The organism is Rhodopseudomonas palustris (genome assembly GCF_003591005.1).
Classification (GTDB): domain Bacteria; phylum Pseudomonadota; class Alphaproteobacteria; order Rhizobiales; family Xanthobacteraceae; genus Rhodopseudomonas; species Rhodopseudomonas palustris_K.
In genome coordinates this window covers 175,318-202,290 of the sequence record NZ_QYYD01000005.1, presented here as the reverse complement: position 1 = coordinate 202,290, position 26,973 = coordinate 175,318, and the positions used below count along the sequence as shown (strand labels likewise).

At 65.8% G+C, this 26,973-nt stretch carries 26 protein-coding genes; 20 read left to right on the top strand and 6 right to left on the bottom strand.

Annotated features, from left to right (window positions below; all coding sequences use genetic code 11):
- Entirely contained in the window at nt 1-660 is a 660-nt protein-coding gene (locus D4Q52_RS06985) for a helix-turn-helix domain-containing protein (RefSeq protein ID WP_119855820.1), read from the bottom strand.
- A gap of 316 nt (nt 661-976) precedes the next feature.
- On the opposite strand from D4Q52_RS06985, the gene D4Q52_RS06980 reads away from it, so the two are divergent.
- The 10 genes from D4Q52_RS06980 (at nt 977) to D4Q52_RS06935 (ending at nt 10,861) form a co-directional block, all read left to right on the top strand.
- Nucleotides 977-2,266, top strand: a complete 1,290-nt coding sequence (locus tag D4Q52_RS06980; protein ID WP_425328457.1) for a transporter substrate-binding domain-containing protein — start codon at nt 977-979, stop codon at nt 2,264-2,266.
- 74 nt (nt 2,267-2,340) lie between these two features.
- Nucleotides 2,341-3,243 (top strand): urea ABC transporter permease subunit UrtB, encoded by a 903-nt coding sequence (gene urtB / locus D4Q52_RS06975; RefSeq protein ID WP_119855874.1) that lies wholly within the window; start codon nt 2,341-2,343, stop codon nt 3,241-3,243.
- 31 nt (nt 3,244-3,274) lie between these two features.
- On the top strand, nt 3,275-4,381 hold the full coding sequence (gene urtC, locus D4Q52_RS06970) for an urea ABC transporter permease subunit UrtC (RefSeq protein ID WP_119855818.1): 1,107 nt from the start codon (nt 3,275-3,277) through the stop codon (nt 4,379-4,381).
- Between the two features lie 7 nt (nt 4,382-4,388).
- Complete coding sequence (gene urtD / locus D4Q52_RS06965; protein ID WP_119855817.1) at nt 4,389-5,132, top strand: urea ABC transporter ATP-binding protein UrtD; 744 nt, start codon at nt 4,389-4,391, stop codon at nt 5,130-5,132.
- 2 nt (nt 5,133-5,134) lie between these two features.
- Entirely contained in the window at nt 5,135-5,833 is a 699-nt protein-coding gene (urtE, locus tag D4Q52_RS06960) for an urea ABC transporter ATP-binding subunit UrtE (RefSeq protein WP_119855816.1), read from the top strand.
- Nucleotides 5,834-5,850: 17 nt separating this feature from the next.
- Nucleotides 5,851-6,291: a N,N-dimethylformamidase, small subunit gene (locus D4Q52_RS06955; RefSeq protein WP_119855815.1), complete on the top strand. Its 441-nt coding sequence runs from the start codon at nt 5,851-5,853 to the stop codon at nt 6,289-6,291.
- Between the two features lie 37 nt (nt 6,292-6,328).
- The gene (locus tag D4Q52_RS06950) at nt 6,329-8,728 is read left to right on the top strand and encodes a N,N-dimethylformamidase beta subunit family domain-containing protein (protein WP_119855814.1); all 2,400 of its coding nucleotides are present in this window, start codon (nt 6,329-6,331) and stop codon (nt 8,726-8,728) included.
- Nucleotides 8,729-8,785: 57 nt separating this feature from the next.
- Nucleotides 8,786-9,820, top strand: coding sequence for a hypothetical protein (locus D4Q52_RS06945; protein WP_119855813.1), 1,035 nt, complete (start codon nt 8,786-8,788; stop codon nt 9,818-9,820).
- Between the two features lie 12 nt (nt 9,821-9,832).
- Entirely contained in the window at nt 9,833-10,210 is a 378-nt protein-coding gene (locus tag D4Q52_RS06940; protein WP_119855812.1) for a hypothetical protein, read from the top strand.
- Between the two features lie 3 nt (nt 10,211-10,213).
- Complete coding sequence (locus tag D4Q52_RS06935; protein WP_119855811.1) at nt 10,214-10,861, top strand: tetratricopeptide repeat protein; 648 nt, start codon at nt 10,214-10,216, stop codon at nt 10,859-10,861.
- Between the two features lie 408 nt (nt 10,862-11,269).
- Here the strand turns inward: D4Q52_RS06935 and purU are convergent, their stop codons facing one another.
- Genes purU through D4Q52_RS06910 form a run of 5 tightly spaced genes read right to left on the bottom strand, consistent with a single transcriptional unit; the run spans nt 11,270 to nt 17,278 of the window.
- On the bottom strand, nt 11,270-12,127 hold the full coding sequence (gene purU, locus D4Q52_RS06930; protein WP_119855810.1) for a formyltetrahydrofolate deformylase: 858 nt from the start codon (nt 12,125-12,127) through the stop codon (nt 11,270-11,272).
- A gap of 45 nt (nt 12,128-12,172) precedes the next feature.
- Nucleotides 12,173-12,772, bottom strand: coding sequence for a sarcosine oxidase subunit gamma (locus D4Q52_RS06925; protein WP_119855809.1), 600 nt, complete (start codon nt 12,770-12,772; stop codon nt 12,173-12,175).
- Nucleotides 12,765-15,758 (bottom strand): sarcosine oxidase subunit alpha family protein, encoded by a 2,994-nt coding sequence (locus D4Q52_RS06920; protein ID WP_119855808.1) that lies wholly within the window; start codon nt 15,756-15,758, stop codon nt 12,765-12,767. Before D4Q52_RS06920 ends, D4Q52_RS06925 begins: the two co-directional genes overlap by 8 nt.
- Nucleotides 15,755-16,015, bottom strand: coding sequence for a sarcosine oxidase subunit delta (locus D4Q52_RS06915; protein WP_119855807.1), 261 nt, complete (start codon nt 16,013-16,015; stop codon nt 15,755-15,757). Before D4Q52_RS06915 ends, D4Q52_RS06920 begins: the two co-directional genes overlap by 4 nt.
- Before the next feature lie 12 nt (nt 16,016-16,027).
- Nucleotides 16,028-17,278 carry a sarcosine oxidase subunit beta family protein gene (locus D4Q52_RS06910; protein WP_119855806.1) on the bottom strand — a complete coding sequence of 417 codons (1,251 nt, stop codon included), beginning with the start codon at nt 17,276-17,278 and terminating at the stop codon, nt 16,028-16,030.
- A gap of 61 nt (nt 17,279-17,339) precedes the next feature.
- On the opposite strand from D4Q52_RS06910, the gene D4Q52_RS06905 reads away from it, so the two are divergent.
- The 10 genes from D4Q52_RS06905 to D4Q52_RS06860 all read left to right on the top strand — a co-directional run bounded on the left by D4Q52_RS06905 (nt 17,340) and on the right by D4Q52_RS06860 (nt 26,877).
- Nucleotides 17,340-18,323 (top strand): GlxA family transcriptional regulator, encoded by a 984-nt coding sequence (locus tag D4Q52_RS06905; protein WP_234831107.1) that lies wholly within the window; start codon nt 17,340-17,342, stop codon nt 18,321-18,323.
- Nucleotides 18,324-18,508: 185 nt separating this feature from the next.
- Nucleotides 18,509-19,675: a transporter substrate-binding domain-containing protein gene (locus D4Q52_RS06900; protein ID WP_119855805.1), complete on the top strand. Its 1,167-nt coding sequence runs from the start codon at nt 18,509-18,511 to the stop codon at nt 19,673-19,675.
- A gap of 23 nt (nt 19,676-19,698) precedes the next feature.
- Nucleotides 19,699-20,307, top strand: coding sequence for an ANTAR domain-containing response regulator (locus D4Q52_RS06895; RefSeq protein ID WP_119855804.1), 609 nt, complete (start codon nt 19,699-19,701; stop codon nt 20,305-20,307).
- Nucleotides 20,308-20,650: 343 nt separating this feature from the next.
- A complete protein-coding gene (locus D4Q52_RS06890) occupies nt 20,651-21,688 on the top strand; it encodes an aliphatic amidase (protein WP_119855803.1) in 1,038 nt (345 codons plus the stop codon).
- 77 nt (nt 21,689-21,765) lie between these two features.
- Complete coding sequence (gene ureE, locus D4Q52_RS06885; RefSeq protein ID WP_119855802.1) at nt 21,766-22,308, top strand: urease accessory protein UreE; 543 nt, start codon at nt 21,766-21,768, stop codon at nt 22,306-22,308.
- A 2-nt stretch (nt 22,309-22,310) separates the two neighbouring features.
- A complete protein-coding gene (locus D4Q52_RS06880; RefSeq protein WP_119855801.1) occupies nt 22,311-22,979 on the top strand; it encodes an urease accessory protein UreF in 669 nt (222 codons plus the stop codon).
- A gap of 12 nt (nt 22,980-22,991) precedes the next feature.
- Nucleotides 22,992-23,687, top strand: coding sequence for an urease subunit gamma (locus tag D4Q52_RS06875; protein WP_119855800.1), 696 nt, complete (start codon nt 22,992-22,994; stop codon nt 23,685-23,687).
- Nucleotides 23,687-25,396 (top strand): urease subunit alpha, encoded by a 1,710-nt coding sequence (gene ureC, locus D4Q52_RS06870; RefSeq protein ID WP_119855799.1) that lies wholly within the window; start codon nt 23,687-23,689, stop codon nt 25,394-25,396. Before D4Q52_RS06875 ends, ureC begins: the two co-directional genes overlap by 1 nt.
- A gap of 4 nt (nt 25,397-25,400) precedes the next feature.
- Nucleotides 25,401-26,057 (top strand): urease accessory protein UreG, encoded by a 657-nt coding sequence (ureG, locus tag D4Q52_RS06865; protein ID WP_119855798.1) that lies wholly within the window; start codon nt 25,401-25,403, stop codon nt 26,055-26,057.
- Nucleotides 26,023-26,877: an urease accessory protein UreD gene (locus tag D4Q52_RS06860; RefSeq protein WP_119855797.1), complete on the top strand. Its 855-nt coding sequence runs from the start codon at nt 26,023-26,025 to the stop codon at nt 26,875-26,877. Before ureG ends, D4Q52_RS06860 begins: the two co-directional genes overlap by 35 nt.
- Nucleotides 26,878-26,973 lie beyond the last annotated feature (96 nt).

The following is a 26,973-nucleotide window of genomic DNA, read 5'->3' as shown; positions in this document are numbered from 1 at the left end:
TTAGGCGCGGCGCGGATAGACGATGATCGACAGGTACGTCATCGGCCGCTTCACCAGCACTTCGGGCCCGTGCAGCGCGCCGGAATCGAACAGCATCGAGTCGCCGGGGCGCAGCCGATAACTCTTGTCGCCGTGCCGATAGATCACTTCGCCGGTCAGCATGTAGATGAATTCGGTGCCGGCGTGTTGGAAGCCCGTATGGGCGTCGGCCTCTTCTTTCAACGTAATCAGATAAGGCTCGACCACGAGGTCTTCACTGTTGATGTGGCCGAGCAGCTGATAGACGTGGCCGACCTTGGTACCGCGGCGCTCGATCACCACGCCCTGCTTGGCGCGGACGAACGAGCAGTCGCGGCGCTCCTCCGATGCGGCGAACAGCAGGCTGAGCGGCACCGCCAGCGCGTTGGCGATCGACTGCAAGGTCGACAGTGACGGCGAGATCTGGCCGTTCTCGATCTTCGACAGCATGCCGGCCGAGATATTGGAGGCGCTGGCGAGGTCGAGCACCGAAAGGTCCTGTTCCCGCCTGGTGTCTCTGATCTTGGCGCCGAGCGCGCGCTCGAGGCTGCGATTGCTCTCCGTCGGGGCGTTCGACCCGGTGCGATAGTCGCCGGCGTCGACGGCGGTTTCGGGCGGGCGTGCCGCGGCTTTCCTCTTCATCGTCAGGCTCCTGGTTTGGTCTTCGCCTAGCACGCCACGGCCAAAACCATAACAACTCAATCGCGCCGGCCACACAAGAACGAGGGCTGCGCGATCGCCGGGCGATCGCTGCCTGCAAATCGATTGAGCCGCGGAATTCACGGGCATCGCCGCGGCGCTGCTAACAGCGATGGCAGCGGCGTGCCCAGCGAGTGATTGTCAATGCACAAAGTTTACTCTTGAGAAACATTTGCACCTTCGTACTCTACAGAAAATAGATTTCGTATAAAGAAAGTCACCGGAGAGAGGCGCGATGCGGACTAATCGTCGAGACTTCATGAAAGCGACATTGGGTGCGGCGGCCGCGATCGGCGCACCTTACGGCTTCGTCAAGAACATCAATCAGGCGTGGGGCGCTCAGTCCTGGTTGCAAAAGGGCAAGCCGATCAAGATCGGTCTCTTGTTCTCTCTCACCGGCGGCCTGGCCGTGCCGGAGGAGGACTCGACGCTGGTGATGCAGTACGCGATCGACGAGATCAACAAAGCCGGTGGCATCGCCGGCATGCAGGTCCAGCCGGTTGTGGTCGACGCCAAATCTGACTTCAACGTGTATTCCGAGAAGACCAAGGAACTGATCCTGCGCGAGCGGGTAGTTGCGCTGTTCGGCTGCTACACGTCGGCAAGCCGCAAGGCAATCCTGCCGACCGTGATGTCGCAGAACCACCTGTTGTACTACCCGACCTGCTACGAAGGCGCCGAGTGCACGCAGAACACCATCTGCACCGGCCCGCTGGCCAACCAGCACTCCAAGGACCTGATCCCGTTCATGGTCCAGCAGTTCGGCAAGAAGGTGTTCTTCGTCGGCTCGAACTACGTCTGGCCGAAGGAGTCCAACAAGAACGCCAAGGTCTGGCTGCAGCAGGCCGGTGGCGAACTGCTCGGCGAGGAGTACATCCCGCTCGGCAGCTCGGAATTCGGTCCGGTGCTGAACAAGATCCGCGAGGCCAAGCCGAACTTCATCTTCTCGACCGTGGTCGGCGCTTCCGACATCGCCTTCCACAAGCAGTTCAAGCAGGAAGGCTTCAAGGTCGACTCGATGCCGATCGCTTCGCTCACCACCGGTGAGATCGAGACCAAGGCGATGGGCAACGAATTCGGCGCCGGTCACTTCTTGTCGGCGCCGTACTTCCAGGGCCTCGACAACCCGACCAACCACAAATTCGTCGAGAGCTTCCTGAAGAGCAAATACGGCAAGAACGGCTCGACGCACTACAACATGGAGGAGACCTACCTCTCCGCCTACGTGTTCAAGGCGGGCCTCGAGAAGGCGATCGAGAAGGTGGGGCTGGAAGCCGTCACGCCGCGCGCCATCCGCGACGTCTCCGGCGGCATCCGGATCGAGGACGCCGTCTCGCCCGAAGGGCTGATCTGGATCGACGATCAGAACTTCAACACCTGGCTGAAGCCGAAGATCGGGCAGTGCCAGGCCGACGGTTCGTTCAAGATCGTCAAGGCTTCCGCCGAGCACGTCGCGCCGGATCCGTATTCGATCTATCCGGACGCCGGCAAATGCATGGCGGACGGCCTCAAGGCTCCCGACGGCAAGGTCCGCAAGAGCGTGATCTGATCCATCGGACGATGCACCACGCGGCGCCGGTTCCCGGCGCCGCCATCTGCCTGCAACCCGAGGTGAAGCGAAGCATGACGGCCGGATCCTTCTTCACGTCGTTCGACCTCAGTGCATTCATCAACGCGCTGATCCTCGGCATCTCCATCGCCAGCATCTGGCTGATCGCCGCGCTCGGGCTCACCATCATCTACGGCGCAGCCGGCGTCATCAACATGGCGCACGGCGAGTTCATCATGCTGGGCGCCTACAGCTCCTACATGCTGCAGAATTTCTTCGGCCTGCCGTTCGCGCTGTGCGTGCCGGCGTCGTTCGTGATCGTCGCCCTGGTCGGGCTGATCATCGAGCGCGGGCTGATCCGCTATCTGTACAAGCGGCCGCTCGACACGCTGCTCGCCACCTTCGGCGTGTCGCTGGTGCTGATGCAGGGCGTCCGGCTGCTGTTCGGCAGCGACCCCAAATACATCGCGGTGCCGTCGTTCTTCTCGAGCAATCTGCAATTCGGCTTCATCAACATCTCGGTGTTCCGCGTCGTCGTACTGCTGGTGACGATCGCGGTGGTCGCGGCGCTGTGGGCGCTGTTCTATCGCACCCGGTTCGGCGTCCAGGTCCGGGCGGTGATGCAGGATAAGGAGATGGCGGCCTCGTTCGGCGTCAATGCCGACCGCATCTACATGCTGACCTTCGCGCTCGGCGCCGGCCTTGCCGGTCTCGCCGGCTCGCTGTTCGGCGTGCTCAACATCGTGCTGCCGACCATGGGCGCGGCCTATGTGGTGCAGGCCTTCCTCGTGGTGGTGGTCGGCGGCGGCACGCTCGCCGGCAGCGTCGCGGCGGGCGGCGCGACCGGCGAACTGCAGTCGATCTTCGCGTACTTCACCAACGACACCTTCGCGCGCTTCGTGCTGTTCGTCCTGATCGTGGTGTTCCTGCGCATCAGGCCGCAGGGCCTGTTCGCGCCATCGGCCAAGCGCCGGTGAGGCAGGCGAGCGGCAGGGGAAGGATCTGGCGATGAATCTCTACCACAACGTCAAGGCGCAGTGGCTGGCCTATCTGGTGTTCTATCTGGTGCTAGCCGCCGTGCCGCTGCTGATCGACGACAACTTTCTGCTCAACCAGCTGTCGACCTATGGCGTGTTCGGCATGCTGGCGCTGTCGATCAGCCTGTGCTGGGGCTTTGGCGGCATCCTCAATCTCGGCCAGGGCATCCCGTTCGGGCTCGGCGCCTACGGCATGGCGATGACCATGCAGATGCAGTCGCAGGACGCATCGAATCCGATGCCGCCCTTCATGCTAAACAACAGCCTCGAGCACCTGCCGCTGCTGTGGCAGCCATTCACCAACACCGGCGTCGGTATCGTGCTGGCGCTGGCGGTGCCGACGCTGTTCTGCCTGGTGTTCGGCGGCCTGATGTTCCGCGCCCGCGTCTCCGGGCCGTTCTTCGCCATCATGACGCTGGCGATGCTGAGCGCCTGGGGCACGCTGATCCTCGACATCCAGCCCTACACCAACGGCGTCAACGGCATCACGCCGCCGACGCCGCTGCGCCTCGGCGAGTTCACGCTCGATCCCTACAGCCCGGCCGCGTACTGGACCGTGCTGGCGCTATTGGTGATCGCCACCATCGTGGCGAAGCTGATGACGCTGAGCCGGTTCGGCCTGGTGATCCAGTCGATCCGCAACGACGCCGAGCGCGTGCGTTTCCTCGGCTACAGCGTCGCCGGCTACGAAACCGCGATTTACACGATCTCGGGCTTCTTCGCCGCCGTCGCCGGCTGTCTGTGGGTGACGCTGACCCAGTACGTCTCGCCGGCGCAGTTCGACACCACCTTCAGCCTGTCGATGGTGATCTGGGCCGGCATCGGCGGCCGGATGTCGCTGCTCGGCGCTATCCTCGGCGCCTTCCTGATCCAGGGCGCGCAGAGCTATCTCGGCGACACCTTCCTCAACACCTGGCTGCTGATTCTCGGCGGCTTCTTCATCCTGGTCGTGCGCTTCCTGCCGAAGGGGCTGATCGGGCTGGTGGAGATGGCGCTCGGCCGGCTCGGCCGCAACCGTCGCAACGGCGGCGGCGACAGCGTGCCGGCGGGTCAAATGCTGCCGCAACCGGGCGAGTGAGGCGACGATGGGCTTCTTCGAGATCCGCGACCTCTGCAAATCGTTCGACACCGTCACGGTGATCAATCAGTTCAGCATCGAACTGGTCGAGCAGACGCTGTGCTGCCTGGTCGGGCCCAATGGCGCCGGCAAGACCACCACGATGGATCTGATCACCGGCCGGCAAAAGCCGACATCGGGCCAGATCCTGTTCTGCGACGAGGACATCACCGGGCTCGACGAGCACGAGATCGCCCGTCGCGGCATCGGCCGCAAGTTTCAGGTGCCGGCGGTGTTTCGCGATCTCACGGTGCGCCAGAATCTCGAAGTCGCCTGCAGCCGTAGCACCAATCCGGTGAAGAACTTCTTCCGGTTCCGCGAGCCGGTGTTCGCCGACAAGCTCGAGGAGGTGTTGGCGCTGACCGGGCTCGGTCCGCGCCTCAACACCGAGGCCGGCATCCTGTCGCACGGCGAAACGCAATGGCTGGAGATCGCCATGGTGCTGATGCAGGACCCGCGGCTGTTGCTGTTCGACGAGCCGGTGGCCGGCATGACCGAGCAGGAGATCGACAAGACCGCGGCGATCTTCAACCGCCTGAAGAAGACCCACTCGCTGGTGGTGGTCGAGCACGACATGGCGTTCGTCAAGCAGATCGCCGACGTCGTCACCGTGATGCACATGGGCAGCCTGCTGGCGCAGGGCACGATCGGCGAGATCGAGGCCAACGAGAGGGTCCGCGAGGTCTATCTCGGCGATACGGAGGACGCGTGACCATGCTGCTGTCGATGGACCGCGTCACCTCGTATTACGGCAAGACCACCATCCTGAAGGATTTCTCCTTCGGCATCGAGCAGGGCAAATGCCTGTGCGTGCTCGGCCGCAACGGCGTCGGCAAGACCACGCTGATGCGCACCATCATGGGGCTCACCGACCGCTCCACCGGCGACATCACCATCGCCGGGGAAAATATCGGCCAGGCGCCCACTCATCATCGCGCCAAGCTCGGGATCGGCTACGTGCCGCAGGGCAGGGGCATTCTGTCGGAGTTCACGGTTCGGGAAAACATATTGCTGGGCACCTTCGCACGCCACGACGGCCGCCCGGACATTCCCGAAGTCTGCCTTCGGATGTTCCCCTATCTGAAGGCAAATCTCGACCGCCGGGCAGGCCTGCTGTCCGGCGGTCAAAAACAACAGCTCGCGATCGCGCGCGCGCTGGCGGTCGATCCCAAGATCCTGCTGCTCGACGAGCCGACCGAAGGCATCCAGCCCAACATCGTCCACGAGATCGGCGAGACGCTGCGCACGCTCAACCGCGAGCTCGGCATCACGCTGCTGCTCACCGAACAGCACATTCGCGTCGCCAAGCGGCTCGGCGACGCGTTCCTGATGGTCGACAACGGCCGCGTGGTTGCCAGCGGTCCGATGCCCGACCTGACCGAAGACATCATCCACAAGTACCTCACCATCTGATCCCAAGGAGCTGACCGATGATTCCCATTCCGCGGCCGTCGTCCGACGATGCCAAGCGCATGATCAAGGAACACAAGGAGTGCATCGACTCCATGAAGGGCGTCGCCGGCAACAGCGTGCTGAAATGCGCGACGCCGGGCGACACCACGGTGGTGACCGGCGGCATCCATGAAGACTTCCAGCTCAACCGCGTGCTGCTGCGGATGCGCGCCGCGCCCGCCAAGGGCAAGCTGGTGGTGGTGTGCACCAAGGTCGAGAAGGAATGGCGCATCGCGCGGCTCAGCGGCATCCGCGGCGTGCCGCCGGAGTTCGTCACCGACAAGGTCTACGACAACGAACAGGATCCGCAGCACGACATCTTCCTGATGCGGCTCGAGGAATATCCCGAGACCGACGGTTTCCCCGAGCATTTCCGCGAAGGTTGGAAGCGCCGCGACGACATGTGGACGGTCACCTGAGAAACGCGACGAAACGCCGAGGGATGAGGTTAGCACGATGAGTTGGATGAAGATGACCGGATACGCCGACAAGTTCAGCGTGCATCCGGGCGACACCATCAAGTTCTACGTCAATTGCGACGGGCCGTCCGAGTATCAGGCCGAGATCGTCAAGATGATCCACGCCGACACCAATCCGCGCGGCCCGGGCTTCATCGAGGAGAAGATCGACGCCGCGGTAAACGGCACCTACAAAGGCATGAAGCAGGAGATCTACAGCGGCTCCTACGGCTTCGTGCCCGACAAGCCGCAGTTCTGCGTCGAGAGCGTGACGCTGCAGTGCTGGATCTGGCCGACCACGCCCAAGACCCATCCGAAATACTGGAAGCACGGCGCCCAGGGCCTCGTCACCAAATGGTGCGACGGCAAGGGCTACGGCCTGTTCATCAACGAAGACGGCTGCGTCGAATTCCGCATCAACGATCAGGTGATCACCACCGGCGCGCCGCTCCGCGATCACGCCTGGCACTTCGTCGCCGCAAGCTTTGACGCCGAGACCGGTGAGGCGGTGCTGTATCACGAGCCGCAGGTCGTCTACGCGCTCGACCCGGAGATTCCGCCAGTCAGCGCCACGCTGTCGACCAAGCTCGCTTACGTGCCCGGCTCGCCGACGGTGATCGCCGGATATTGCGGAGCGGTGACCGACTCGCCGCTGGCGAAAGCCTCGGTGCCGCAGGGCGTGCTGATCAAGGGCCACTACAACGGCAAGATCGACAGCCCGCGCATCTGCAATCGCGCGCTGACGCGGCTCGAGATCGAGACGATGAAGCTCGGTGCCAAGCCCGGCCTGACCGAGCGGCGCAATTCCGGCCCGACCGGCAAGCTGTCCGAAGCGATCGTCGCGTCCTGGGATTTCGGTGACGGCATCAACACGCTGATCGGCAAGGACAAGGGCCCATATCTGTTCCATGCCACCATCGTCAATTGCCCGACCCGTGCGATGACCGGCTACAATTGGGAAGGCCAGATTTTCGACTGGAAGGGCGCGCCCGAGCAATACGGCGCCATTCACTTCCATGACGACGATATCGACGACGCGCGCTGGCAGGTCAGCTTCGAATGGAGCGTGCCGAAGGGCACCAGCAGCAAGTTCTACGCCGCCAAGCTGACCACCAAGGACGGCGACGAAGACTACATCCCGTTCTGGGTGGTGCCGCGGGTCGGCGAGGAGACGGCGAAGATCGCCTTCATGGTGCCGACCATCAGCTACATGGCTTACGCCAACGAGCATCTCGCCAACAACGCCGGCGGCGCCGAGCTTCTGGTCTACCGCGTGCCGATCATGCAGCAGCAGAACATGTTCCTGTCGGAACATCGTGAATATGGCGGCTCGATCTACGACACTCACACCGATGGCTCGGGCCTGTGCCTGTCGTCCCGGCTGCGCCCGATCCTGAGCATCCGGCCGAAATACGATCACTTCCTGGCGCAGGCGCCGTGGCAGTATCCGGCCGATCTGCACATGATCTACTGGCTGGAGAAGAAGGGCTACGACTACGACGTCATCACCGACGAGGACGTCAGCTATGACGGTCTCGCCCGGCTGGAGAACTACAACGTCGTCATCTCGGGTTCGCATCCGGAGCACAACAGCGGCCCGCAGCTCGATGCGCTGCACAACTACATGCAGCGCGGCGGCCGCTTCATGTATATGGGCGCCGACGGCTGGTACTGGGTCCACTCGTATCACCCGGCCTATGACAAGCAGGGCCGCGGCATCGTCACCGAGATGCGGCGCTGCGAGAGCGGCATCCGCACTTGGCGGGCCGATCCCGGTGAATACTATCATCAAGGCACCGGCGAACTCGGCGGCATGTGGCGGTTCCGCGGCCGCTATCTGCACACCATCGCCGGCACCGGCATGTCGTCCGAAGGCTTCGACATCTCGACCTACTACTCGCGGACTCCGGAGAGCAACGACGCCCGCGTCTCGTGGGCGTTCGAGGGCATCAATTACGACGAGAAGCTCGGCAATTTCGGTCTCGTCGGCGGCGGTGCCGCCGGCACCGAGCTCGACATCGTCGACACCATGCTGGGCAGCCCGCCGCACACGCTGGTGGTGGCGACCTCGGCCGGCCGCCACACCGAAGGCTATCTGCTGGTGATGGAAGACTACGGCTTCAACCAGCAGGGCCTCGACGGCACCCAGCATCCGCGGGTGCGCTCCGACATCGCCTATCACGAGACGCCGAACGGCGGTGCGGCGTTCGCCTTCTCGTCGATCGCGTTCTGCGGCTCTCTGCCCTGGAACAACGGCGACAACAACATCTCGACGCTGGTCGGCAACGTCCTCAACCGCTTCATGAAGGACGGACCGCTGCCGATGCCGGAACCGGCGGCGATCATGCATCGCGGCCGCGCCGACTACGACCAGCCGATGAACAAGGCCCGCAAGTAACGACGACCGGACGGCGCCGGCCTGCGGCGCCGTCCTTCCAATCAGCCGAGGCGTGCGATGCTGACTCATCCGGACACGGTCTATATCGACGAAGGCGTCGATTTTCTCGATATCGGCCGCTACGCCACCGCGACCGCGCCGTTCGGGCTGGCGACGATGCTGCCGCGGCGGGCCTACACGTCCGAGGTGTTCCAGCGCCTCGAAGACGAAAAGATCTGGACCCGCGACTGGGTCTGCATCGGCACGACGGCGGAGATCCCCGGCGCGTTCGACCTGTTGCCCTACACCATCGGCCATCACGCCATCCACGTGCAGCGTCAGCCCGACGGCTCGCTGATCGGCCGCTTCAACAAGGCGCAGCATGGCGGCTGCCGCACCATTCCGGCGCAATGCCGCACCGGCAAGAAGACCAAATGCTCCTACACCTCCTGCGGCTACAGCCGCGATCGCGAGGTGATCGGCGGCGAAAGCCTGATGGAGATGTCGCCGCAGATGGGGCAGTTCCTTGGCGCGGTGCCGGAGCGGCTGCTGCCGGTGCGGATCAAGACCTGCGGCCCGCTGATTTTCGCCAATGTCGATCCGACCCTCGAAACTGAGTGGCATGCCGCCGAGCCGGTGTGGGACGGGGAGTTCACCCGTGTCGACGGCAATTGGCGCGAGCACCGCGCCAATTGGAAGATCGCCGGCGCTGCGCTGGTCGATGCGGCGCGCAATCCACACTGCGGCGGCGGCGCCGTCAATCATGTCAGCGCACAGTGGCTGTTTCCCAATCTGGTGTTGATCCGTTCGCGCAGCGCCGCGCTCAGCATCGTGCTGCAGCCGACCGCGATGGACCAGACGCTATGGCGGATGTCGTTCTTCGTCCGCTCCGACTTTGAGACGTCGATGCATCAGGCGGTGCTGAAGCAGTTCGCGCCGCTGCTGAAGCACGCGGAGGCTGAAGCGTTGGCGCGTCAATCGACGGTCGAGACTGCGCTGGCCAGCGATCCGCCGGAGCAGAGCCGCGCCGGCTGGGACTTCAACCAGACGCTGGTCGAGCGGATTTCGCGTCAGCATGCGGCGTATTGGAACGCGCCGCTGATGCGCGCCTGACGGAGCGCCGCGATGGTCTTCAGCGTGCAGCAGGTCAAATACGAATTCCTCGCCTACATCAAGGAATTCGACGGGACCTTCAGCAATTGGTGCGTCGGCATCTCCGATCAGCCGAAGCAGGCCCTTTTCGAGCAGCACGGCGTGCAGCCGGACCATGATCCATGGCTGTACAAGCAGCTCCTGACACATCGCGCCGCACGCACGGTGTATGATTACTTCGTCGAGCATCTCAAGGCGGCCGGCGCGCCGCTCAGCGGCGACACCAACGATTTCGACTGCGTCTACCTGCTCAAGATCGCGCCGCACACGCGTCTGCAGTCTGCCCATGACGCGTGGTCTGCGCGCGAGCCGGACTCAGCGTCGCTTGAAAACGCTATCGTAAGGGAGTGACCGATGCCGACCACCGCCGAGGGCGAAGCCGCATTCATGGAGCGCGACTATCAAAAAGCGCGCGAGATCTGGGAGCCGCTGGCGGAGCGCGGTGACGCCGACGCCGAAGCCTGGCTCGGCGCGCTCTACGCCAACGGGCTCGGCGCCGAGCGCGACGCGTCGCGGGCGTTCGCGCTGTATCTGCGCGCCGCCGAGAAGGGCAACGCGCTGGCCGCCAACAATGTCGGCGCGATGTGCGCCAAGGGCGAGGGCGTCGAGGCCGATCCGGTCAAGGCGGCGTCGTGGTTCCATCGCGCCGCCGAGGCCGGCGACGCGCTCGGCCAGTTCAACTACGCGGTGCTGCTGACCAAAGGGCAGGGTGTGCCCGTGGATATGGCGCAGGCGGTCGAATGGTATCGCCGCGCCTCGGACGGCGGCCACTATCCGTCGCAGGCGCGGCTCGGCTATTGCTACGCCAAGGGCCTCGGCACGCCGGTCGATCGCATCGAAGCGTTCGCCTGGCTCAGCGCCGCGGCGCAGCACGGCGTCGGCCTCGCGATGGCCGAGCTGGAAGAATTGGTCCGCGGCATGACCGACGAGGAAAAGCGCGAAGGCCGCCGCCGCTTCGCCGAACGCGCCGGCCGCACCCGCGCCGGCATGGCGACGGCGTGAAGCGAGCGGTGGAGCGGTTCTGCATTTGATAGACTAACGCCGTCATCCTGAGAGTCTGACTCAAAACTAAAGCCGACTTATCAGCCACATTTTGCGGTCGGCTAATTGGCTCACAAACTCCGTCATGGCCGGGCTTGTCCCGGCCATCCACGCCTTTTCTGCATTTCCTTCGGCAAGGCGTGGATGCCCGGCACAAGGCCGGGCATGACGCGTGGAGGGGAAGTGCCCGAGTTGAAAGAGCGCATTTCCGGCCAGGCTCGGAAGTGGCTGCTGTGTGCGGCGCTACGGGCCTCGAAGGATGGGCCGCGAGCACCTTGGCCGCATCCTTCGAGGCGCGCTACGCGCGCACCTCAGGATGACGACTCTGCACGCGAGGCGGCGTCGTCACAGCGGCCACTCGACGAACTGCTAATCCCGAAACACCACCGTCTTGCGGCCGTTCGGAATCACCCGGCCCTCGATGTGCCAGAACACGGCGCGCGCCAGCACGCGGCGTTCGATGTCGCGGCCCTTGCGGACGAGATCGTCGGGTTGATCCTGGTGCGAGATCCGCTCGACATCCTGTTCGATGATCGGGCCTTCGTCGAGATCGGCCGTGACGTAGTGCGCGGTCGCGCCGATCAGCTTGACGCCGCGGCTGTGCGCCTGGTGATAGGGCCTGGCGCCCTTGAAGCCGGGCAGGAACGAGTGGTGGATGTTGATGCAGCGCCCGGCCAGCTTGGCCGACAAATCATCCGACAGGATCTGCATGTAGCGTGCCAGGATCACCAGGTCGACCTGGCGCTCGCCGACGATGCGCCACACCTCGGCTTCCTGCTGCGCCTTGGTCTGCGGCGTCACCGGCAGATAGTCGAACGCGATGCCGGTGAGATCGTGATGCTGATAGGTCTCGCGCGGATGGTTGGAGACGATGCCGGCGATGTCGACCGCGAGCTCGCCGATCCGCCAGCGATACAACAGGTCGGCGAGGCAATGGTCGGAGCGTGACGCCATGATCAGCACGCGCATGCGCTGCGCGCGCGACCGCAGCGTCCAGCGCATCTTCAGCTCATCAGCCAGCGGCGCGAATGCTTGCTCGAACGACGCGATGCTCCCCGACACGAAGTTGAAGCGGATGCGGGTGAAGAACTGATTGGTTTCGAGATCGTCGTACTGGTGCGCCTCCTGGATGTTGCCGCCGCTTTCGAACAGCGTGCGTGCCACGGCGGCGACGATGCCGGGGCGGTTGGGGCAGGCAAAAGTCAGGATATAGCTGTCGTTCGACATCGGAGCATCCGCGTCTGCGTGGAAGGTCGAGGAGGGGTGGGGCGATCAGCGCCAGTGGCAGCCGAATTCGGCGGCGCTGCCGGCGAACCAGTCGAGAAAGCTGCGGGTCAGGCTGCGGAACACGCTGATTTCGAACACGGGCGAGCCGTCGGCATCGTCGGGATTGCGCCAGATGCTGGCGCCGATGTGGCCGACCACGGTGGTGGCCGCGTCGCCGACCTTGAACGCCGTTGGCTCCAGATCAATCGGAAAGCCTTTCGCCAGAGCCGCGCGCACGGCCGGACCGGTGACCCGAAACACCGCGTAGCCGCCGCTCTGGTCGGACACCGAGGCAACTCCCGCCGTCGATGTCTTCAGCGTGCGCACCAGCGATGCGTCGCTTTCGCTGATCGCCAGCCAGGTTTGCGGCGCCATGCCGACGAAGGCGACGTCGCGGCCGTGCGCGATCGCCGGGCGGTCCGGCAGGTCGAGTTGATAGGTCGTGGCGATGCGGCTGCGCAGCGCTTCGCTCTGGCCGCGGCGCGCCTGCAGCGTCGCCAGCGCGAGGCCCCGCAGCTCGATGATGGTCACGCCATCGCCCTTGGCGGAGCCGGGGATGACGTGGCCGGCCGAGGCCGGCTGGGCGGCGAGATCGGCGTCAGCCATGCAGGCGGCTCCCTTCCGGATCGAAGAACACCGGCGACACCACCTCGACGTCGAGATCGCCGCTGCGGATCGGGTCATAGGAGCGCAGCCGCTCGCCGGCGCGGGCCGGGCCGCGCTTGAGGAAGCCGAGGCCGACCCAATGTCCGAGCATCGGCGAGAACGCCACCGAGGTGACGTAGCCCTCGTCATTGGCCATGGTCGGCTCGGCGCCGCGTGCCAGGAAATGCGCGCCGGCGCGCAGCCGCTGCGCCCGATCGACCGGCACGATGCCGACCAGCGCCGGGCGGTCCGGATCGATGAGGCCGGGTCGCTGCGCCAGCACGCGGCCGATGAAATCCTTTTTGGTCGACATCATCCGGCCGAGCCCGAGATCGGCAGCCGTGGTGGTGCCGTTGAGTTCGTTGCCGGCGACATGGCCCTTTTCGATGCGCATCACGCCGAGCGCTTCGGTCCCGTAGGGCACCACGCCGAATTCGGCGCCGGCCTGCATCAGCGCGCGGATCGCGGCATCGCCGTGCGTTGCCGGCACCGCGAGTTCAAACGCGAGTTCGCCGGAGAACGACACCCGATACAGCCGCGCCGTGACGCCGCGCCAGCTGAACTCGGCGCAGCCGAGATAGGGCAAAGCAGCGCCCGAGACGTCGAGCGCGTCGCCAAGTAACCGGCTGAGCAGATCGCGCGAGCGCGGCCCGGCGACCGAGTATTGCGACCATTGTTCGGTGACCGAGACCAATTGCACGTCGAGCTCGGGCCACAACACCTGCCGGGCGTGCTCGAGATGCTGCATCACCGCGCCGGCATTGGCGGTGGTGGTCGACATCATGAAGTGATCCTCGGCGAAGCGCGCGCAGGTGCCGTCGTCCATGGCGAGGCCGTCCTCGCGCAGCATCAGGCCGTAGCGCACCTTGCCGACCGGCAGCGTCGAGAAACTGTTGATGTAGATGCGGTCGAGAAATGCGCCGGCGTCGCTGCCCTGCACGTCGATCTTGCCGAGCGTCGAGACATCGCAGACGCCGACGCCGCTGCGCGTCGCGCGCACCTCGCGGCTGACGGTCTGCAGCCAGTCGGTCTCGCCCGGCTGCGCGAACCATTGCGCACGCAGCCATGGCCCGGCCTCGATAAAGGTGGCGCCCTGCTGCTCGGCCCAGCGATGGCCGGCGGTCAATCGTGTCGGGCGAAAATGCTTGCCGCGGTGATGACCGGCCAGCGCGCCGATCGCCACCGGCGTGTAGGGCGGGCGGAACACGGTGGTGCCGGCCTGCGCCATGGTGCGATCGGTCGCCGACGCCATCAGCGCCTGGCCGACGACGTTGGACGTCTTGCCCTGATCGGTCGCCATGCCGAGCGTGGTGTAGCGCTTGAGGAGCTCGACAGAGGTGAAACCCTCACGCGCCGCCAGCTCGACATCGCCGGTGGTGACGTCGTTCTGGAAATCGACGAAGGCTTTGCCGCGTGCGCCGGCGACGTGCCACATCGGTGAGACGCCGGTGTCATCGGCGTCGATATGCGGCGTCGGGAAACTGCGCGCCGTGAAGCCGCAATCGCTCGCGGCGGCGACGCCGGCGGCGGCGCCGTCGCGCAGCGCGTCGGCGAGGCTGAAGTGGCCGGCGGCGGCTCCGGCGATGGTCATGCCGGGCGGCGGTGCAGTGGCGATGAAGCTCGCATGCGCGTCCGACCATTGCGGTCGGCCGCCGAGATGCGTGGTCATCGCGATGTTGGCGCTCCATCCTCCGGAGATCGCCAGCAGGTCGACGTCGAGCTTGCTGCTACGCCCCGCGGCATCGCGGACGGTGATCGAACGAAGCTGCTGCCGCCCCCTAGTGTCGATGACATCGGCGCCGGTCTGCACCGCGATGCCCAATTCAGATGCACGGACGGCGAGATGCGGCGCGACGTCCGGCCGGCGGTCGATCACGGCGGCGACGTCGATGCCGGCGCCGGCCAGGTCGAACGCCGTGTGCCAGGCGTCGTCGCAGCAGGTGAACACGGCGCAGCGCTGGCCCGGCACCACGGCGTAGCGATGCAGATAGCTGCGCACCGCGGACGCGAGCATCACGCCGGGGCGATCATTGCCGCCGAACACCAGCGGCCGTTCGATGCCGCCGGCGGCCAGCAGGCTGCGCCGCGCCACGATCTTCCAATAGCGCTGTCGCGGCTGATAAGGCGGCGGCACCGGCAGATGATCGCTGACACGCTCCAGCGCCGCATAGGTGCCGCCGTCATAGACCGCGAACACGGTGGTTCGCCGCAGCAGCCGGACGTTGGGCATGGCCTGCAACTCGGCGACGATGCCTGCGGCCCATTCGGCGCCGGCGCGGCCATCGATCTCGCGGGCTTCGCCGTTCAGTCGCCCGCCGGTGACGAAATCCTCGTCGCACAGGATGACGCGGGCGCCGGCGCGGCCGGCGCTGAGCGCCGCCATCAATCCGGCGGGGCCGCCGCCGATCACCAGCAGGTCGCAGAACGCGTGGGTTTTGTCGTAGCTGTCGGGATCGGCCTCGCCGCTGGCGCGGCCAAGGCCGGCGGCGCGGCGGATCGCCGGCTCGTAGACCTTATCCCAGAACGACGCCGGCCACATGAAGGTCTTGTAGTAGAAACCCGCCGAGAGGAACGGCGCCAGCAGCGAGTTGACCGCCGCGATGTCGAAGCCGAGCGAGGGCCAGCAGTTCTGGCTGTTCGCCGCGAGGCCGTCGAACAGCTCGACCGTGGTCGCCTTGGTGTTCGGCTCGCGCCGTGCGCCGCTGCGCAGTTCGACCAGCGCGTTCGGCTCCTCCGAGCCGGCGGTGAGGACGCCGCGCGGCCGGTGATACTTGAACGAACGTCCGACCAGCCGCACGCCGCTGCCGAGCAGCGCGGAGGCCAGCGTATCGCCCGCGTAGCCGGAGTAGCTGGCGCCGTCGAAGCTGAAGTCGATCCGTTTCGAGCGGTCGATCAGGCCGCCTTGCGCGAGCCGGCCGGCGGCGTGCCCTTGCGCTGCTCCGCTCATGGCCGTTCACTCGCGAAGACGGAATTGATGATGGCGTGGGTGCGGGTGTCGCGCGTCACGCGCAGCCAGCCGCGGCAGCCTTGGGCGTGATACCAGAGTTCGTCGTGCGGCCCGGCCGGGTTGTCGCGCAGATACACCGCCTCGTAGAACAGCTGCGCCGCATCGGGCGCCGCCGGATTCGGCCGCGCCTCCGCGTCGCCGAGATAACTGAATTCGCCGAGGTCGCGTTCGCCGCAGAAGGGACATCTGATCCGCATCGCTTCGTCCCCTCAATGCAGATTGGGCTGGGCGCCGCGGCCCTTTTCGTCGATCAGCTGGCCTTTGGCGAAACGGTCGAGCCGCATCTCGCGAGCGACCGGATGGCTGTCTCCGGTTGCCAGGAGATGCGCGAAGCACAGCCCCGACGCCGGCGTCGCCTTGAAGCCGCCGTAGCACCAGCCGGCATTGAGCCAGGCGCCGTCCACCGGCAGCTTGTCGATGATCGGCGAACCGTCCATCGACATGTCGAGCAGGCCGGCCCAATTGCGCAGGATGCGCATCCGGCCGATCGCCGGCATCAGCGCCATGCCGGCTTCGCAGACATCCTCGACCACGGGCAGATTGCCGCGCTGGGCATAGGAGTTGTAGCTGTCCATGTCGCCGCCGAACACCAGGCCGCCTTTGTCGGACTGGCTGATGTAGAAGTGCCCGGCACCGAAGGTGACGACGCCGGGGATCAGCGGTTTGATCGCTTCGGTGACGAAGGCCTGGATCAGATAGCTCTCGATCGGCAGCTTCAGGTTCAACATGCGCGCGACCCGCGAGCTGCTGCCCGCGACCGCGAGGCCGACCCGGCCGCAGCCGATGGTGCCGCGGCTGGTCTCGACCCCGAGAACGCGGTCGCCGTCGCGGACGAAGCCGGTGACTTCGCAGCTCTGCACGATGTCGACGCCGAGGTCGCTGGCGCCGCGCGCATAGCCCCACACCACGGCGTCGTGCCGCGCCGTGCCGCCGCGCCGCTGCAGCAGCCCGCCTTTGATCGGAAACCGCGCGGTGTCGAAATCGAACAGCGGCAGCATCTTGCGCACGGCGTCGGCGTCGAGCAACTCCGCATCGGCGCCGGACAGCAGCATGGCGTTGCCGCGCCGCGCGAAGGCGTCGCGCTGGGCGTCGGAATGGATGAGATTGAGCACGCCGCGCTGGCTCACCATCGCGTTGTAGTTCAGCTCCTGCTCCAGCCCCTCCCAAAGCTGCATCGACAGCTCGTAGAACGGCTGATTGCCGGGCAATAGATAGTTGGAGCGGATGATGGTGGTGTTGCGGCCGGCATTGCCGGAGCCGATCCAGCCCTTTTCCAGCACGGCGACGTTGCGGATGCCGTGCCGCTTGGCCAGATAGTAGGCGGTGGCGAGGCCATGGCCGCCGCCGCCGACGATCACAACGTCGTAGTGTCGCCGCGGTTCGGCGTCGCGCCATACCGGGCGCCAGCCGCGATGACCACGCAGCGCCTCGCGCGCCAGCGAAAACACGGAATAATGCATCGTCGCACACGGCTCCGGTCGGCTTGTCGGCCGCACTGTGCCCTGCTAATCAATCAGCCGCATGGCAAAAAGCGACGCAAAATTGTCCAATCGCGACAAGCCGCGCCCGCTGCGCGTCGGCTTCCTGCTGATCCCGGGCTTCGCGCTGATGTCCTACGCGTCGGCGATCGAACCGCTGCGTGCCGCCAACGTGCTGGCCGGCAAGAGCCTGTATCGCTGGCGGCATATCGCGATTTCCGGCGATGCGGTGCCGGCGTCGAACGGCGTCCGCATCGCGGCCGATGCCGGCATCGCGGATGCGGGACGGCTGGACATCATCGTGGTCTGCGCCGGCGGCAATCCGCGCGAATTCGATCATCCGCCGACACTCGCCTTCCTGCGAAAGGCCGCGCGGCACGGCGTCCGGCTAGGCGGCGTGTCGGCCGGCCCGTTCGTGCTCGCCCAGGCCGGGCTGCTCGACGGCTATCGCTGCACCGTGCATTGGGAGCACGTCCCGGCTTTCACCGAGACGTTTCCATTCCTGCATCTCAGCCGCTCGTTGTTCGAGATCGATCGCGACCGCTTCACCTGCGCCGGCGGCATCGCCGCGCTCGACATGATGCACGCGCTAATCCGGATCGACCACGGCGCCGAACTGGCCAGCGCGGTCAGCGACTGGTTCCTGCAGACCGAAGTGCGGCGCGGCGAGGCCGCGCAGCGATTGTCGCCGATCGAGCGCTTCGGGGTGCATCATCCCAAGCTGATCGCGACGCTGACGCGGATGGAGAAGAACATCGAGACGCCGCTCGGGCGCGCCAAGCTTGCGGCGCTGGCGCGTCTGTCGGTCCGGCAATTGGAGCGGCTGTTCGCAGCGCACCTGCGCACGACGATCCGCCGCCATTACGCCCGGATGCGGCTCGAGCGCGCGCGGCTGTTGTTGCGGCAGACCACGCTGCCGATCGCCGAGGTGGCGGTCGCCACCGGCTTCGGCAGCCTGGCGAGTTTCTCGCGGGCCTATCGCCAGCAATTCGGCCTTTCGCCCACGCGGGAACGGACGATGGTTTGACGCGCGGCGGACGGGCTGCCGGTGGTCTTCGCGGTGCGGCAGACACATCGCCCCGCCGCCATGTTGTTAGTCGGAGCGCGAGCATGCAGGCGTTGCGTTTCAGGTCGCGTTGGGTCATCACTTGCTTGGTTGCACAAGTCTACAGCGATGATGACGGCAGTCGAGACTGAGCTCTGAACAACAAAATGGCAGCGAGTGACGAAAAGCGAGGCAGTTGGCGCGTCGGCGTGCTGTTCTCACAAACCGGCGTAACGTCCACGATCGAGCGCTCTCAGCTGAACGCGACGCTGCTGGCCATCGAAGAGATCAATGCCGCGGGCGGCATTCTCGATCGGCCGATCGAGCCGGTGATCTACGATCCGGCGTCCAATCCGAAGCAGTTCCGCAGCCTCGCCGAACGGCTGCTGCAGGTCGATCGGGTTCGCCTGTTGTTCGGCTGCTACATGACCAGCACGCGCAAAACCATCCTGCCGGTGGTCGAAGCCTATCGCGGCCTGTTGTTCTATCCGACGCTGTACGAAGGCTTCGAATATTCGCGCAATTGCATCTACACCGGCGCGGCGCCCAACCAGAACTCGATTCAGCTCGCGCGCTATCTATTGTCCGCCTACGGCAACCGCTTTTTCTTCGTCGGCTCCAACTATATTTATCCCTATGAATCCAATCGGCTGATGGCCGACTTCGTGGCCCAGGGCCGCGGCAAGGTGCTCGACGAACTGTACGTCTCGCTGCAGCCCGAGCCGAAGGATTTCGACCGCGTCATCGCCAAGATTAAGAAGGCCGCGCCCGACGTGATCTTCTCCACCGTGGTCGGTTCCGGGACGGCGATGTTCTACCAGGCCTATCGCGAGGCTGGTTTCGATCCAGGCAAGATGCCGATCGCCAGCCTCACCACCAGTGAGGCCGAAGTGGCGGAGATGTCGGCGGAAGCGGCCGAAGGCCACATCACGGCGGCGCCGTTTTTCGAAACCTTGTCGACGCCGTCGGCGCGGCAGTTCGTCGGCAATTTCAAGCAGCGCTTCGGCGCCGATGCGCCGGTGACGGCGGGAGCGGAGGCGGCCTATTTCCAGATGCATCTGGCGATGCGGGCGCTCGCCCGATGCGGCACCGACGATCCCGAGCGCGTCCTCTCCGAACTGCGCGATTCCGAATTCGATGCGCCGCAGGGGAGGGTTCGCATCGATCGAGAAAACAATCACACCTATCTGTGGCCGCGCATCGCCCGCCTGGACGGGCAGGGCCGCTTCCGCACCGTGTGGAATCCGGGCGTGCGCATCAAGCCCGACCCTTACTGCGTCGTGCAGAGTCTCGACGACTGGTCTGCCGACGAAATCCATGCCTCCGCGACCTAGACCATGCTGATCGAGATCTGCGGATGACGATCCAGATTCTTCGGGACCTCCGTGGCTTGCGGGTGCATGTGGTGCACCCCGCCGATGTCGAGCGGGTGCAACTCGTCGAGCATCTGCGCCGCATCGGCTGCACGGTGGAGGCGCAATGGCCGGTGCCCGCGGACTGGCCGGACGGCACCGACGTGGTGATCCTGGCGATCGAACACGACGTCCGGTCCGAGATTCAGAAACTGCTCAAGGCCGATAGCGGCAGCCGGCCGACGCTGATCGCGGTCGTCAGCTACGAAGATCCGTCGACACTGCAGCTCGTGCTCGAAGCCGGCGCGGTGGCGGTGATCGAGCGGCCGATCCGCCCGTTCGGCCTGCTCACCAACCTGACCATCGCGCGTAGCTTGTGGCTGGAGCGGCGTGAAACCACCAAGCGAATTCGCAAGCTCGAGCGTAAGCTCTCCGGCATCCAGCGCATTCAGAAGGCCAAGACCATTCTGATGGACGGGCAGGGGCTGAGCGAAGCCGACGCGTATGAAAGCATCCGTCGCCAGGCGATGTCGAAGCGGCTGTCGATGGACGATATGGCGGCGGCAATTATTCACGCAAATGAGCTCTTGCAGTACCGGATGAAAGATGATTAGTCTTTCGTAGTCGTAAGGACGAAGTAGTCCTGCTATCGACGCCGCCGCGCCATCGATGAAGCTGGTTCGGCAATAGGCTGTGTAGCCCGAGGGGTCCGCGAGGATCCGTCGGGCTTTTTTGTTTTGCGATGTGCTTTGCAGGCGGGCGGGTCGCCCGGCTGCGATGCGGCGAACTGAACATATCCGTGGGTCGAAACAACGCGCTCCAGCGCGAACGAGAAGTCGTGCCTGAAGAGAGGGAGCGGTGTGGCGATTGATCGGCGTCAATTCAATAAGAGCGGCTTAGTCCCGGGAGGCGCGCTGAGTGCGTCGCCGATTTTCGCTTCAGCAACAGGAGTCCGACATGCACCACGGTGATATTTCTTCCAGCAACGATACGGTCGGCGTTGCCGTCGTCAACTACAAGATGCCGCGGCTGCACACCAAGGCCGAGGTGCTGGCCAACGCTCAGAAGATCGCCGACATGATCCAGGGCATGAAGGTCGGCCTGCCGGGCATGGACCTCGTCATCTTCCCGGAATATTCGACCCACGGCATCATGTACGACTCCAAGGAGATGTACGAGACCGCCTCGACGGTGCCGGGCGACGAGACCGAGATCTTCGCCGAAGCCTGCCGCAAGGCCAAGGTGTGGGGCGTGTTCTCGCTGACCGGCGAGCGCCACGAGGAGCACCCCAACAAGGCGCCCTACAACACGCTGATCCTGATGAACGACAAGGGCGAGATCGTTCAGAAATATCGCAAGATCATGCCGTGGGTGCCGATCGAGGGCTGGTATCCGGGCAACTGCACCTACGTCTCCGAAGGCCCCAAGGGCCTCAAAGTGTCGCTGATCATCTGCGACGACGGCAACTATCCGGAGATCTGGCGCGACTGCGCCATGAAGGGCGCCGAACTGATCGTGCGCTGCCAGGGCTACATGTATCCGGCCAAGGACCAACAGGTGATCATGGCCAAGGCGATGGCCTGGGCCAACAACGTCTATGTGGCGGTCGCCAACGCGGCCGGCTTCGACGGCGTCTACTCGTATTTCGGCCATTCGGCGATCGTCGGCTTCGACGGCCGCACGCTCGGCGAATGCGGCGAGGAGGAGTACGGCATCCAGTACGCACAGCTCTCCAAGTCGCTGATCCGCGACGCGCGCAAGACCGGCCAGTCGAACAACCACCTCTTCAAGCTGCTGCACCGCGGCTACACCGGCGTCATCAATTCCGGCGACGGCGACAAGGGCGTCGCGGCGTGCCCGTATGATTTCTACGCGAAGTGGATCGCCGATCCGGAGGGCACCCGCGAGATGGTGGAGTCGTTTACCCGCGACACCATCGGCGTCGAGGAGTGTCCGATCGAGGGTATCCCCAACAAAGAGACCGCGCATCGCTGAGGCGCCGGCGATAACCGACGATCGCTCGCGGCGTGCGCCGCGGGCGATCTGCCTGAACGAGAGAAGGAATAGTCGCGATGCTGCGGATCGATCATGTTCTGGGGAGCCGTCTCGCTCCAGGCATCTCCGAGGGCCTGCATCGGCTCGAGCACAGCGGCGCGGTCGACATCGTCAATATTCCGGTGGCCGATTTGGCGCGCCGCCGGCTGCTGACGAAGACCAAGAGCGGCCGTGAACTGGCGATCGCGCTGCCGCGGCACGAGAAGCTGTTCGACGGCGCGGTGCTGTGGCTCGACCACGACAAGGCGATCGTCGTGCGCGCCGGCACCGAGCGCTGGCTGCGGCTGACGCCGCGCTCGATCGCCGATGCCATCGAGCTCGGCTACCACGCCGGCAATCTGCACTGGCGCGTGCGGTTCGAAGGCGAGACGCTGTTCGTCGCCATCGAAGGCCGCGCCGAGGATTACATGGCGCGGCTCGACGATCTGATCGGCAGCCGCCGCGTCGGCGTCGACATCATCGAGCAGGAGAGCGCCGAGGACGGCGAGCACGATCACGGTTCGCCGGGCGGCCATCACCATGGCCATCATCACGGCCACCGCCACAGCCACGACACCTAAGCATGCGGTCCGCACTCCTCGCGATCTGGCAGGCCGACAGCGGATTCCCGAATGGCTCGTTCGCGTTCTCCTACGGCATCGAGGCGATCGCGGCGCTGCGCGGCGGGTTCACGCCGGAGGCGCTGACGGCGCTGATCGACACCGTGTTGCGGCAGCGCTGGGCGACGTTCGACCGGCTGTTCGTGCTGCGCGCGTTTGCGGCCGGCGACGATCTGCCGGCGATCGGCGCGCTGGACCGTCAATGCGACGCGATGAATTTGCTGGCGCCGCATCGCGACGGCTCGCGCCGTAACGGCTCGTCCTTCGTCGCCTCGCACGCCCGGCTCGGCAGCGACACGGCGATAAGGCTGCGCGCCGCGATCGCGTCCGGCGACTGCCTCGGCCATCTGCCGGTGATGCAGGGCGCGGTGTGGCGTGCGCTCGAATTCGACGCGGCGTCGGCGCAGCTCGCCTCCGGCTATGTCACCGCCTCGGGCATCGCCGCCGCCGCGGTGCGGCTCGGCGCGATCGGTGCGCTGCAGGCGCAGCGCGCGCTGCAGGCCTCGCTGGTCACGATCGAGACGCTGATCGAGCAGGGCGACGCTGCCGCCGAGCCGGCGAGCTTCGTGCCGTTCATCGACATCGCCGCCGCGCGCCATGTCCGCGCCGATCTGCGGCTGTTCGTCAACTGAAGAGAAAGAGCGATGCTGCTGACTCCGACCGAGATGGAACGCCTGACGATCTTCAACGCCGCCGAGCTGGCGCGGCGCCGGCGCGGTCGCGGACTGAAGCTGAACTATCCGGAGGCGGTGGCGATCATCACCGACGAGATCCTCGAAGGCGCGCGCGACGGCCGCACCGTCGCCGACATGATCGCCTATGGCTCGACCATCCTCACGACCGCCGACGTGATGCCGGGCATCGCCGCGATGATGCATATGATCCAGGTCGAATGCGTGTTCCCGGACGGCACCAAGCTCGTCACCGTGCACGAGCCGATCCGGCCGGCGCCGGGCAGCGAGGCCGACCTCGAGCATCCCGGCAAGATCACCGCCGCCGACGGCGAGCTCGAACTCAATGCCGGCCGCCGGCGGATCACGCTGACGGCGATCAACACCGGCGACCGGCCGATCCAGATCGGCTCGCACTATCACTTCTTCGAGGTCAATGCCGCGCTCGATTTCGACCGCGGCGCCGCGTTCGGCATGCGGCTCGACATTCCGGCCGGCACGGCGGTGCGGTTCGAGCCGGGCGCGACCAAGGAAGTGACGCTGGTCGAGTTCGGCGGCAATGGCGAACTCACCGGACTGAACAATCTGACGGCAGGGCTGAGCTCCGATCCGCGCGTGCGCGAAGCGGCGCTGGCGCGGGCCAAGGCGCGCGGCTTCAGGGGGGTGTGATGACGACGATAGCAAGGCGCGACTACGCGGCGCTGTACGGCCCGACCACCGGCGACAAGGTGCGGCTCGGCGACACCGCGCTGGAGGCGGTGGTCGAGAAGGACTACGCGGTGTACGGCGACGAATGCCTGCACGGCGGCGGCAAGACGCTGCGCGACGGCATCGGCATGGCCGGCATCACCTCGGCCGAGGGCGCGCTGGACTTTCTGCTGTGCAACGTCACGGTGATCGATCCGGTGCTCGGCATCGTCAAGGGCGATCTCGGCATCCGGCACGGCCGCATCGTCGGCCTCGGCAAGGCCGGCAACCCCAAGATCATGGACGGCGTCGATCCGCGGCTGATCGTCTCGACCGGCACCACGGTGCGTGACTGCGAGGGGCTGATCGCCACGCCGGGCGCGATCGACGTCCATGTGCATTTCGACAGCGCTGGCCTCGTCGAGCACGCGCTCGCCAGCGGCATCACCACCATGATCGGCGGCTCGCTCGGCCCGATCACGGTCGGCATCGATTCCGGCGGGCCGTTCAACACCGGCAAGATGCTGCAGGCGGCCGAGCACTGGCCGATGAATTTCGGCTTCCTTGGCCGGGGTAACTCCCACGTCGCCGCCCCGATGGTCGAGCAGCTCGAGACCGGCGTGATGGGGCTGAAGCTGCACGAGGACTGGGGCTCGATGCCGGCGGCAATCGATTGCTGCCTGCGTGTCGCCGACGAGTACGACTACCAGGTCCAGATCCACACCGACACGCTCAACGAGTCCGGCTTCGTCGAGGATACGCTGGCGGCGATCGGCGGCCGCACCATCCACATGTATCACACCGAAGGCGCCGGCGGCGGCCACGCGCCGGACATCATCCGCGTCGCCGGCGAGATGCACTGCCTGCCGTCGTCGACCAACCCGACCAATCCCTACACGGTCAACACCTTCGACGAACATCTCGACATGACGATGGTGTGCCACCATCTCAACCCGGCGATCCCCGAAGACGTCGCCTTCGCCGAGAGCCGCATCCGTGCGCAGACGATTGCGGCCGAGGACGTGCTGCACGATATCGGCGCGATCTCGATGCTCGGCTCCGACAGCCAGGGCATGGGCCGCATCCACGAAGTCATCTGTCGCACCTGGCAGCTCGCCTCCAAGATGAAGCAGCAGCGCGGCGCGTTGCCGGAGGACAAGCCCGGCATGGGCGACAACGCCCGCATCAAGCGCTATATCGCCAAGTACACGATCAATGCGGCCAAGACCTTCGGCATCGCCGATCACATCGGCTCGCTGGAAGACGGTAAGCTCGCCGACATCGTGGTGTGGCGGCCGGCATTCTTCGGCATCAAGCCGGAGCTGGTGATCAAAGGCGGCTTCATCGCCTGGGGCGCGATGGGCGACAGCGCGGCGTCGCTGATGACCTGCGAGCCGCTGCTGATGCGGCCGCAATGGGGCGCGTTCGGCCGCGCCCCGGCGGCGCTGTCGGCCTGCTTCGTGCATCCGCTGGCGATCCAGAACGATCTCGCCGGCAAGCTCGGCCTGTCGAAATCGCTGCTGCCGGTGAAGGGCACGCGCAAACTGACCAAGCGCGATATGCTGCACAACGATGCCTGCCCGACCATCACGGTCAATCCGGAGACGTTCGACGTCTATGTCGATGGTGAGCTCGCCACTTGCGAGCCCGCGACCGAACTGCCGCTGGCGCGGCGCTACATGCTGAGGTGAGGCGATGATCGTGCACGAATTGCCGCCGGTCGTCGGCGCGGAGGCGAGGCCGTCGGTCGCGGCGCGGATCGGCATCGGCGGTCCGGTCGGCTGCGGCAAGACCGCGCTGATCGAAGCGCTGATCCCGGTGCTGCAGAAACGCGGCATCGACTTCGCCGTCGTCACCAACGATCTCGTCACCAAGGAAGACGCCGAACGGCTGCGCCGCTCCGGACTGATCGATCCGGCGCGGGTGTCGGCGGTCGAGGCCGGCGCCTGTCCGCACACCGTGATCCGCGAGGACCCGACGCTGAACATCGCTGCCGGCGATGATCTCGAAGCCAAGTTTCCCGGGCTCGAACTGATCCTGTTCGAATCCGGCGGCGACAATCTGGCGTCGACGTTCTCGCTCGATCTGGTCGACTGGTGGATTTTCGTCATCGACGTCGCCGGCGGCGACGACATTCCGCGCAAGAAAGGGCCGGGCGTTCTGAAATGCGATCTGTTGGTCGTCAACAAGGTCGATCTCGCGCCGCATGTCGGCGTCGCGCTGCAGCCGATGCTGGCGGAGGCGCAGAGCGTCCGCGCCGGCAGACCGGTGATCGCCACCAATGCACGCTCCGGGCTGGGCGTGGACGTCGTCGCCGATGCAATTAGTTCCGCCGTCCTGTTTCGCAGCTGACGCCGGCCGCGTCAGCGCCGCAAGGCTCACCGCCGAATTCGCCGGCGGCCGCACCATGCTGCGCCGGCAGCAGGTCGGCTATCCGTGGCATCTCGGCCGTGGCTTCTATCTCGATGCCGACAAGCCGGATCTGCTGACGCTGTATCTGCAATCGGCGTCGGGCGGCATGTATGCGGCCGACGACCTCAGCTTCGATATCGAGGTCGGCGCCGGCGCCGCACTGCATCTCACCACCCAGGCGGCAACGCTGGTCCACGCCTGCCGCGACGCCGCCGCGTCGCTGCGCCAGCGCGTTCACGTCGCCGCTGGTGGCTTCGCGGCGTTGACCAATGATCCGTACATCCTGTTTCCCGAAGCCGAGCTGCAGCTCGCCACCAGCGCCGTCGTCGATCCCAATGGCGTGCTGATCCTCGCCGACGGTTTTGGCGCGCATCGTCCGACGCGGTTCGAGGGCACGTTCACGCGTTTCGCCAGCGACCTCCGCGTCACCCGTCCGGATGGCAGTTTGCTGCTGCTCGACCGCGGCGCGCTGCGCGGCGCCGATCTCGGCAACGCCTACGACGCGCTCGGTGGTGCCGGGGCGGCCGGATCGGTGATCGTGATTGCGCCGGAAGATCGGTTGCCGGCGCCGGAAGCCATCGAAGCGGTGGCGGAGCGCGTCGGCTGCTTCGCCGGCGTCTCGACGGCGCCGAACGATGCCGGCTTCGTCGTGCGCATGACAGCGCCGGACGGCGGCGGCCTGACGCGGGGATTGACGGCGGCGTTTCACGTGATCGCCGAGGTAACGCTCGGCATTCCGCTGGCGATGCGGCGGAAGTAAGCGATTTACTATCGGTTACTCCGTCATGGCCGGGCTTGTCCCGGCCATCCACGCCTTTGCCGCATTTCCTTCAGCAAGGCGTGGATGCCCGGCACG

Coding starts and splice junctions, on each gene's coding strand:
- ureE (WP_119855802.1), top strand. CDS start 21,766: ATGCTGCGGATCGATCATGTTCTGGGGAGCCGTCTCGCTCCAGGCATC.
- D4Q52_RS06900 (WP_119855805.1), top strand. CDS start 18,509: ATGGCAGCGAGTGACGAAAAGCGAGGCAGTTGGCGCGTCGGCGTGCTG.
- D4Q52_RS06955 (WP_119855815.1), top strand. CDS start 5,851: ATGATTCCCATTCCGCGGCCGTCGTCCGACGATGCCAAGCGCATGATC.
- D4Q52_RS06945 (WP_119855813.1), top strand. CDS start 8,786: ATGCTGACTCATCCGGACACGGTCTATATCGACGAAGGCGTCGATTTT.
- D4Q52_RS06940 (WP_119855812.1), top strand. CDS start 9,833: ATGGTCTTCAGCGTGCAGCAGGTCAAATACGAATTCCTCGCCTACATC.
- D4Q52_RS06890 (WP_119855803.1), top strand. CDS start 20,651: ATGCACCACGGTGATATTTCTTCCAGCAACGATACGGTCGGCGTTGCC.
- ureG (WP_119855798.1), top strand. CDS start 25,401: ATGATCGTGCACGAATTGCCGCCGGTCGTCGGCGCGGAGGCGAGGCCG.
- D4Q52_RS06860 (WP_119855797.1), top strand. CDS start 26,023: ATGCAATTAGTTCCGCCGTCCTGTTTCGCAGCTGACGCCGGCCGCGTC.
- D4Q52_RS06935 (WP_119855811.1), top strand. CDS start 10,214: ATGCCGACCACCGCCGAGGGCGAAGCCGCATTCATGGAGCGCGACTAT.
- D4Q52_RS06915 (WP_119855807.1), bottom strand. CDS start 16,015: ATGCGGATCAGATGTCCCTTCTGCGGCGAACGCGACCTCGGCGAATTC.
- urtD (WP_119855817.1), top strand. CDS start 4,389: ATGGGCTTCTTCGAGATCCGCGACCTCTGCAAATCGTTCGACACCGTC.
- urtC (WP_119855818.1), top strand. CDS start 3,275: ATGAATCTCTACCACAACGTCAAGGCGCAGTGGCTGGCCTATCTGGTG.
- urtB (WP_119855874.1), top strand. CDS start 2,341: ATGACGGCCGGATCCTTCTTCACGTCGTTCGACCTCAGTGCATTCATC.
- D4Q52_RS06905 (WP_234831107.1), top strand. CDS start 17,340: ATGGCAAAAAGCGACGCAAAATTGTCCAATCGCGACAAGCCGCGCCCG.
- D4Q52_RS06950 (WP_119855814.1), top strand. CDS start 6,329: ATGAGTTGGATGAAGATGACCGGATACGCCGACAAGTTCAGCGTGCAT.
- urtE (WP_119855816.1), top strand. CDS start 5,135: ATGCTGCTGTCGATGGACCGCGTCACCTCGTATTACGGCAAGACCACC.
- D4Q52_RS06875 (WP_119855800.1), top strand. CDS start 22,992: ATGCTGCTGACTCCGACCGAGATGGAACGCCTGACGATCTTCAACGCC.
- D4Q52_RS06880 (WP_119855801.1), top strand. CDS start 22,311: ATGCGGTCCGCACTCCTCGCGATCTGGCAGGCCGACAGCGGATTCCCG.
- D4Q52_RS06980 (WP_425328457.1), top strand. CDS start 977: ATGAAAGCGACATTGGGTGCGGCGGCCGCGATCGGCGCACCTTACGGC.
- D4Q52_RS06920 (WP_119855808.1), bottom strand. CDS start 15,758: ATGAGCGGAGCAGCGCAAGGGCACGCCGCCGGCCGGCTCGCGCAAGGC.
- purU (WP_119855810.1), bottom strand. CDS start 12,127: ATGTCGAACGACAGCTATATCCTGACTTTTGCCTGCCCCAACCGCCCC.
- D4Q52_RS06895 (WP_119855804.1), top strand. CDS start 19,699: ATGACGATCCAGATTCTTCGGGACCTCCGTGGCTTGCGGGTGCATGTG.
- D4Q52_RS06985 (WP_119855820.1), bottom strand. CDS start 660: ATGAAGAGGAAAGCCGCGGCACGCCCGCCCGAAACCGCCGTCGACGCC.
- D4Q52_RS06925 (WP_119855809.1), bottom strand. CDS start 12,772: ATGGCTGACGCCGATCTCGCCGCCCAGCCGGCCTCGGCCGGCCACGTC.
- ureC (WP_119855799.1), top strand. CDS start 23,687: ATGACGACGATAGCAAGGCGCGACTACGCGGCGCTGTACGGCCCGACC.
- D4Q52_RS06910 (WP_119855806.1), bottom strand. CDS start 17,278: ATGCATTATTCCGTGTTTTCGCTGGCGCGCGAGGCGCTGCGTGGTCAT.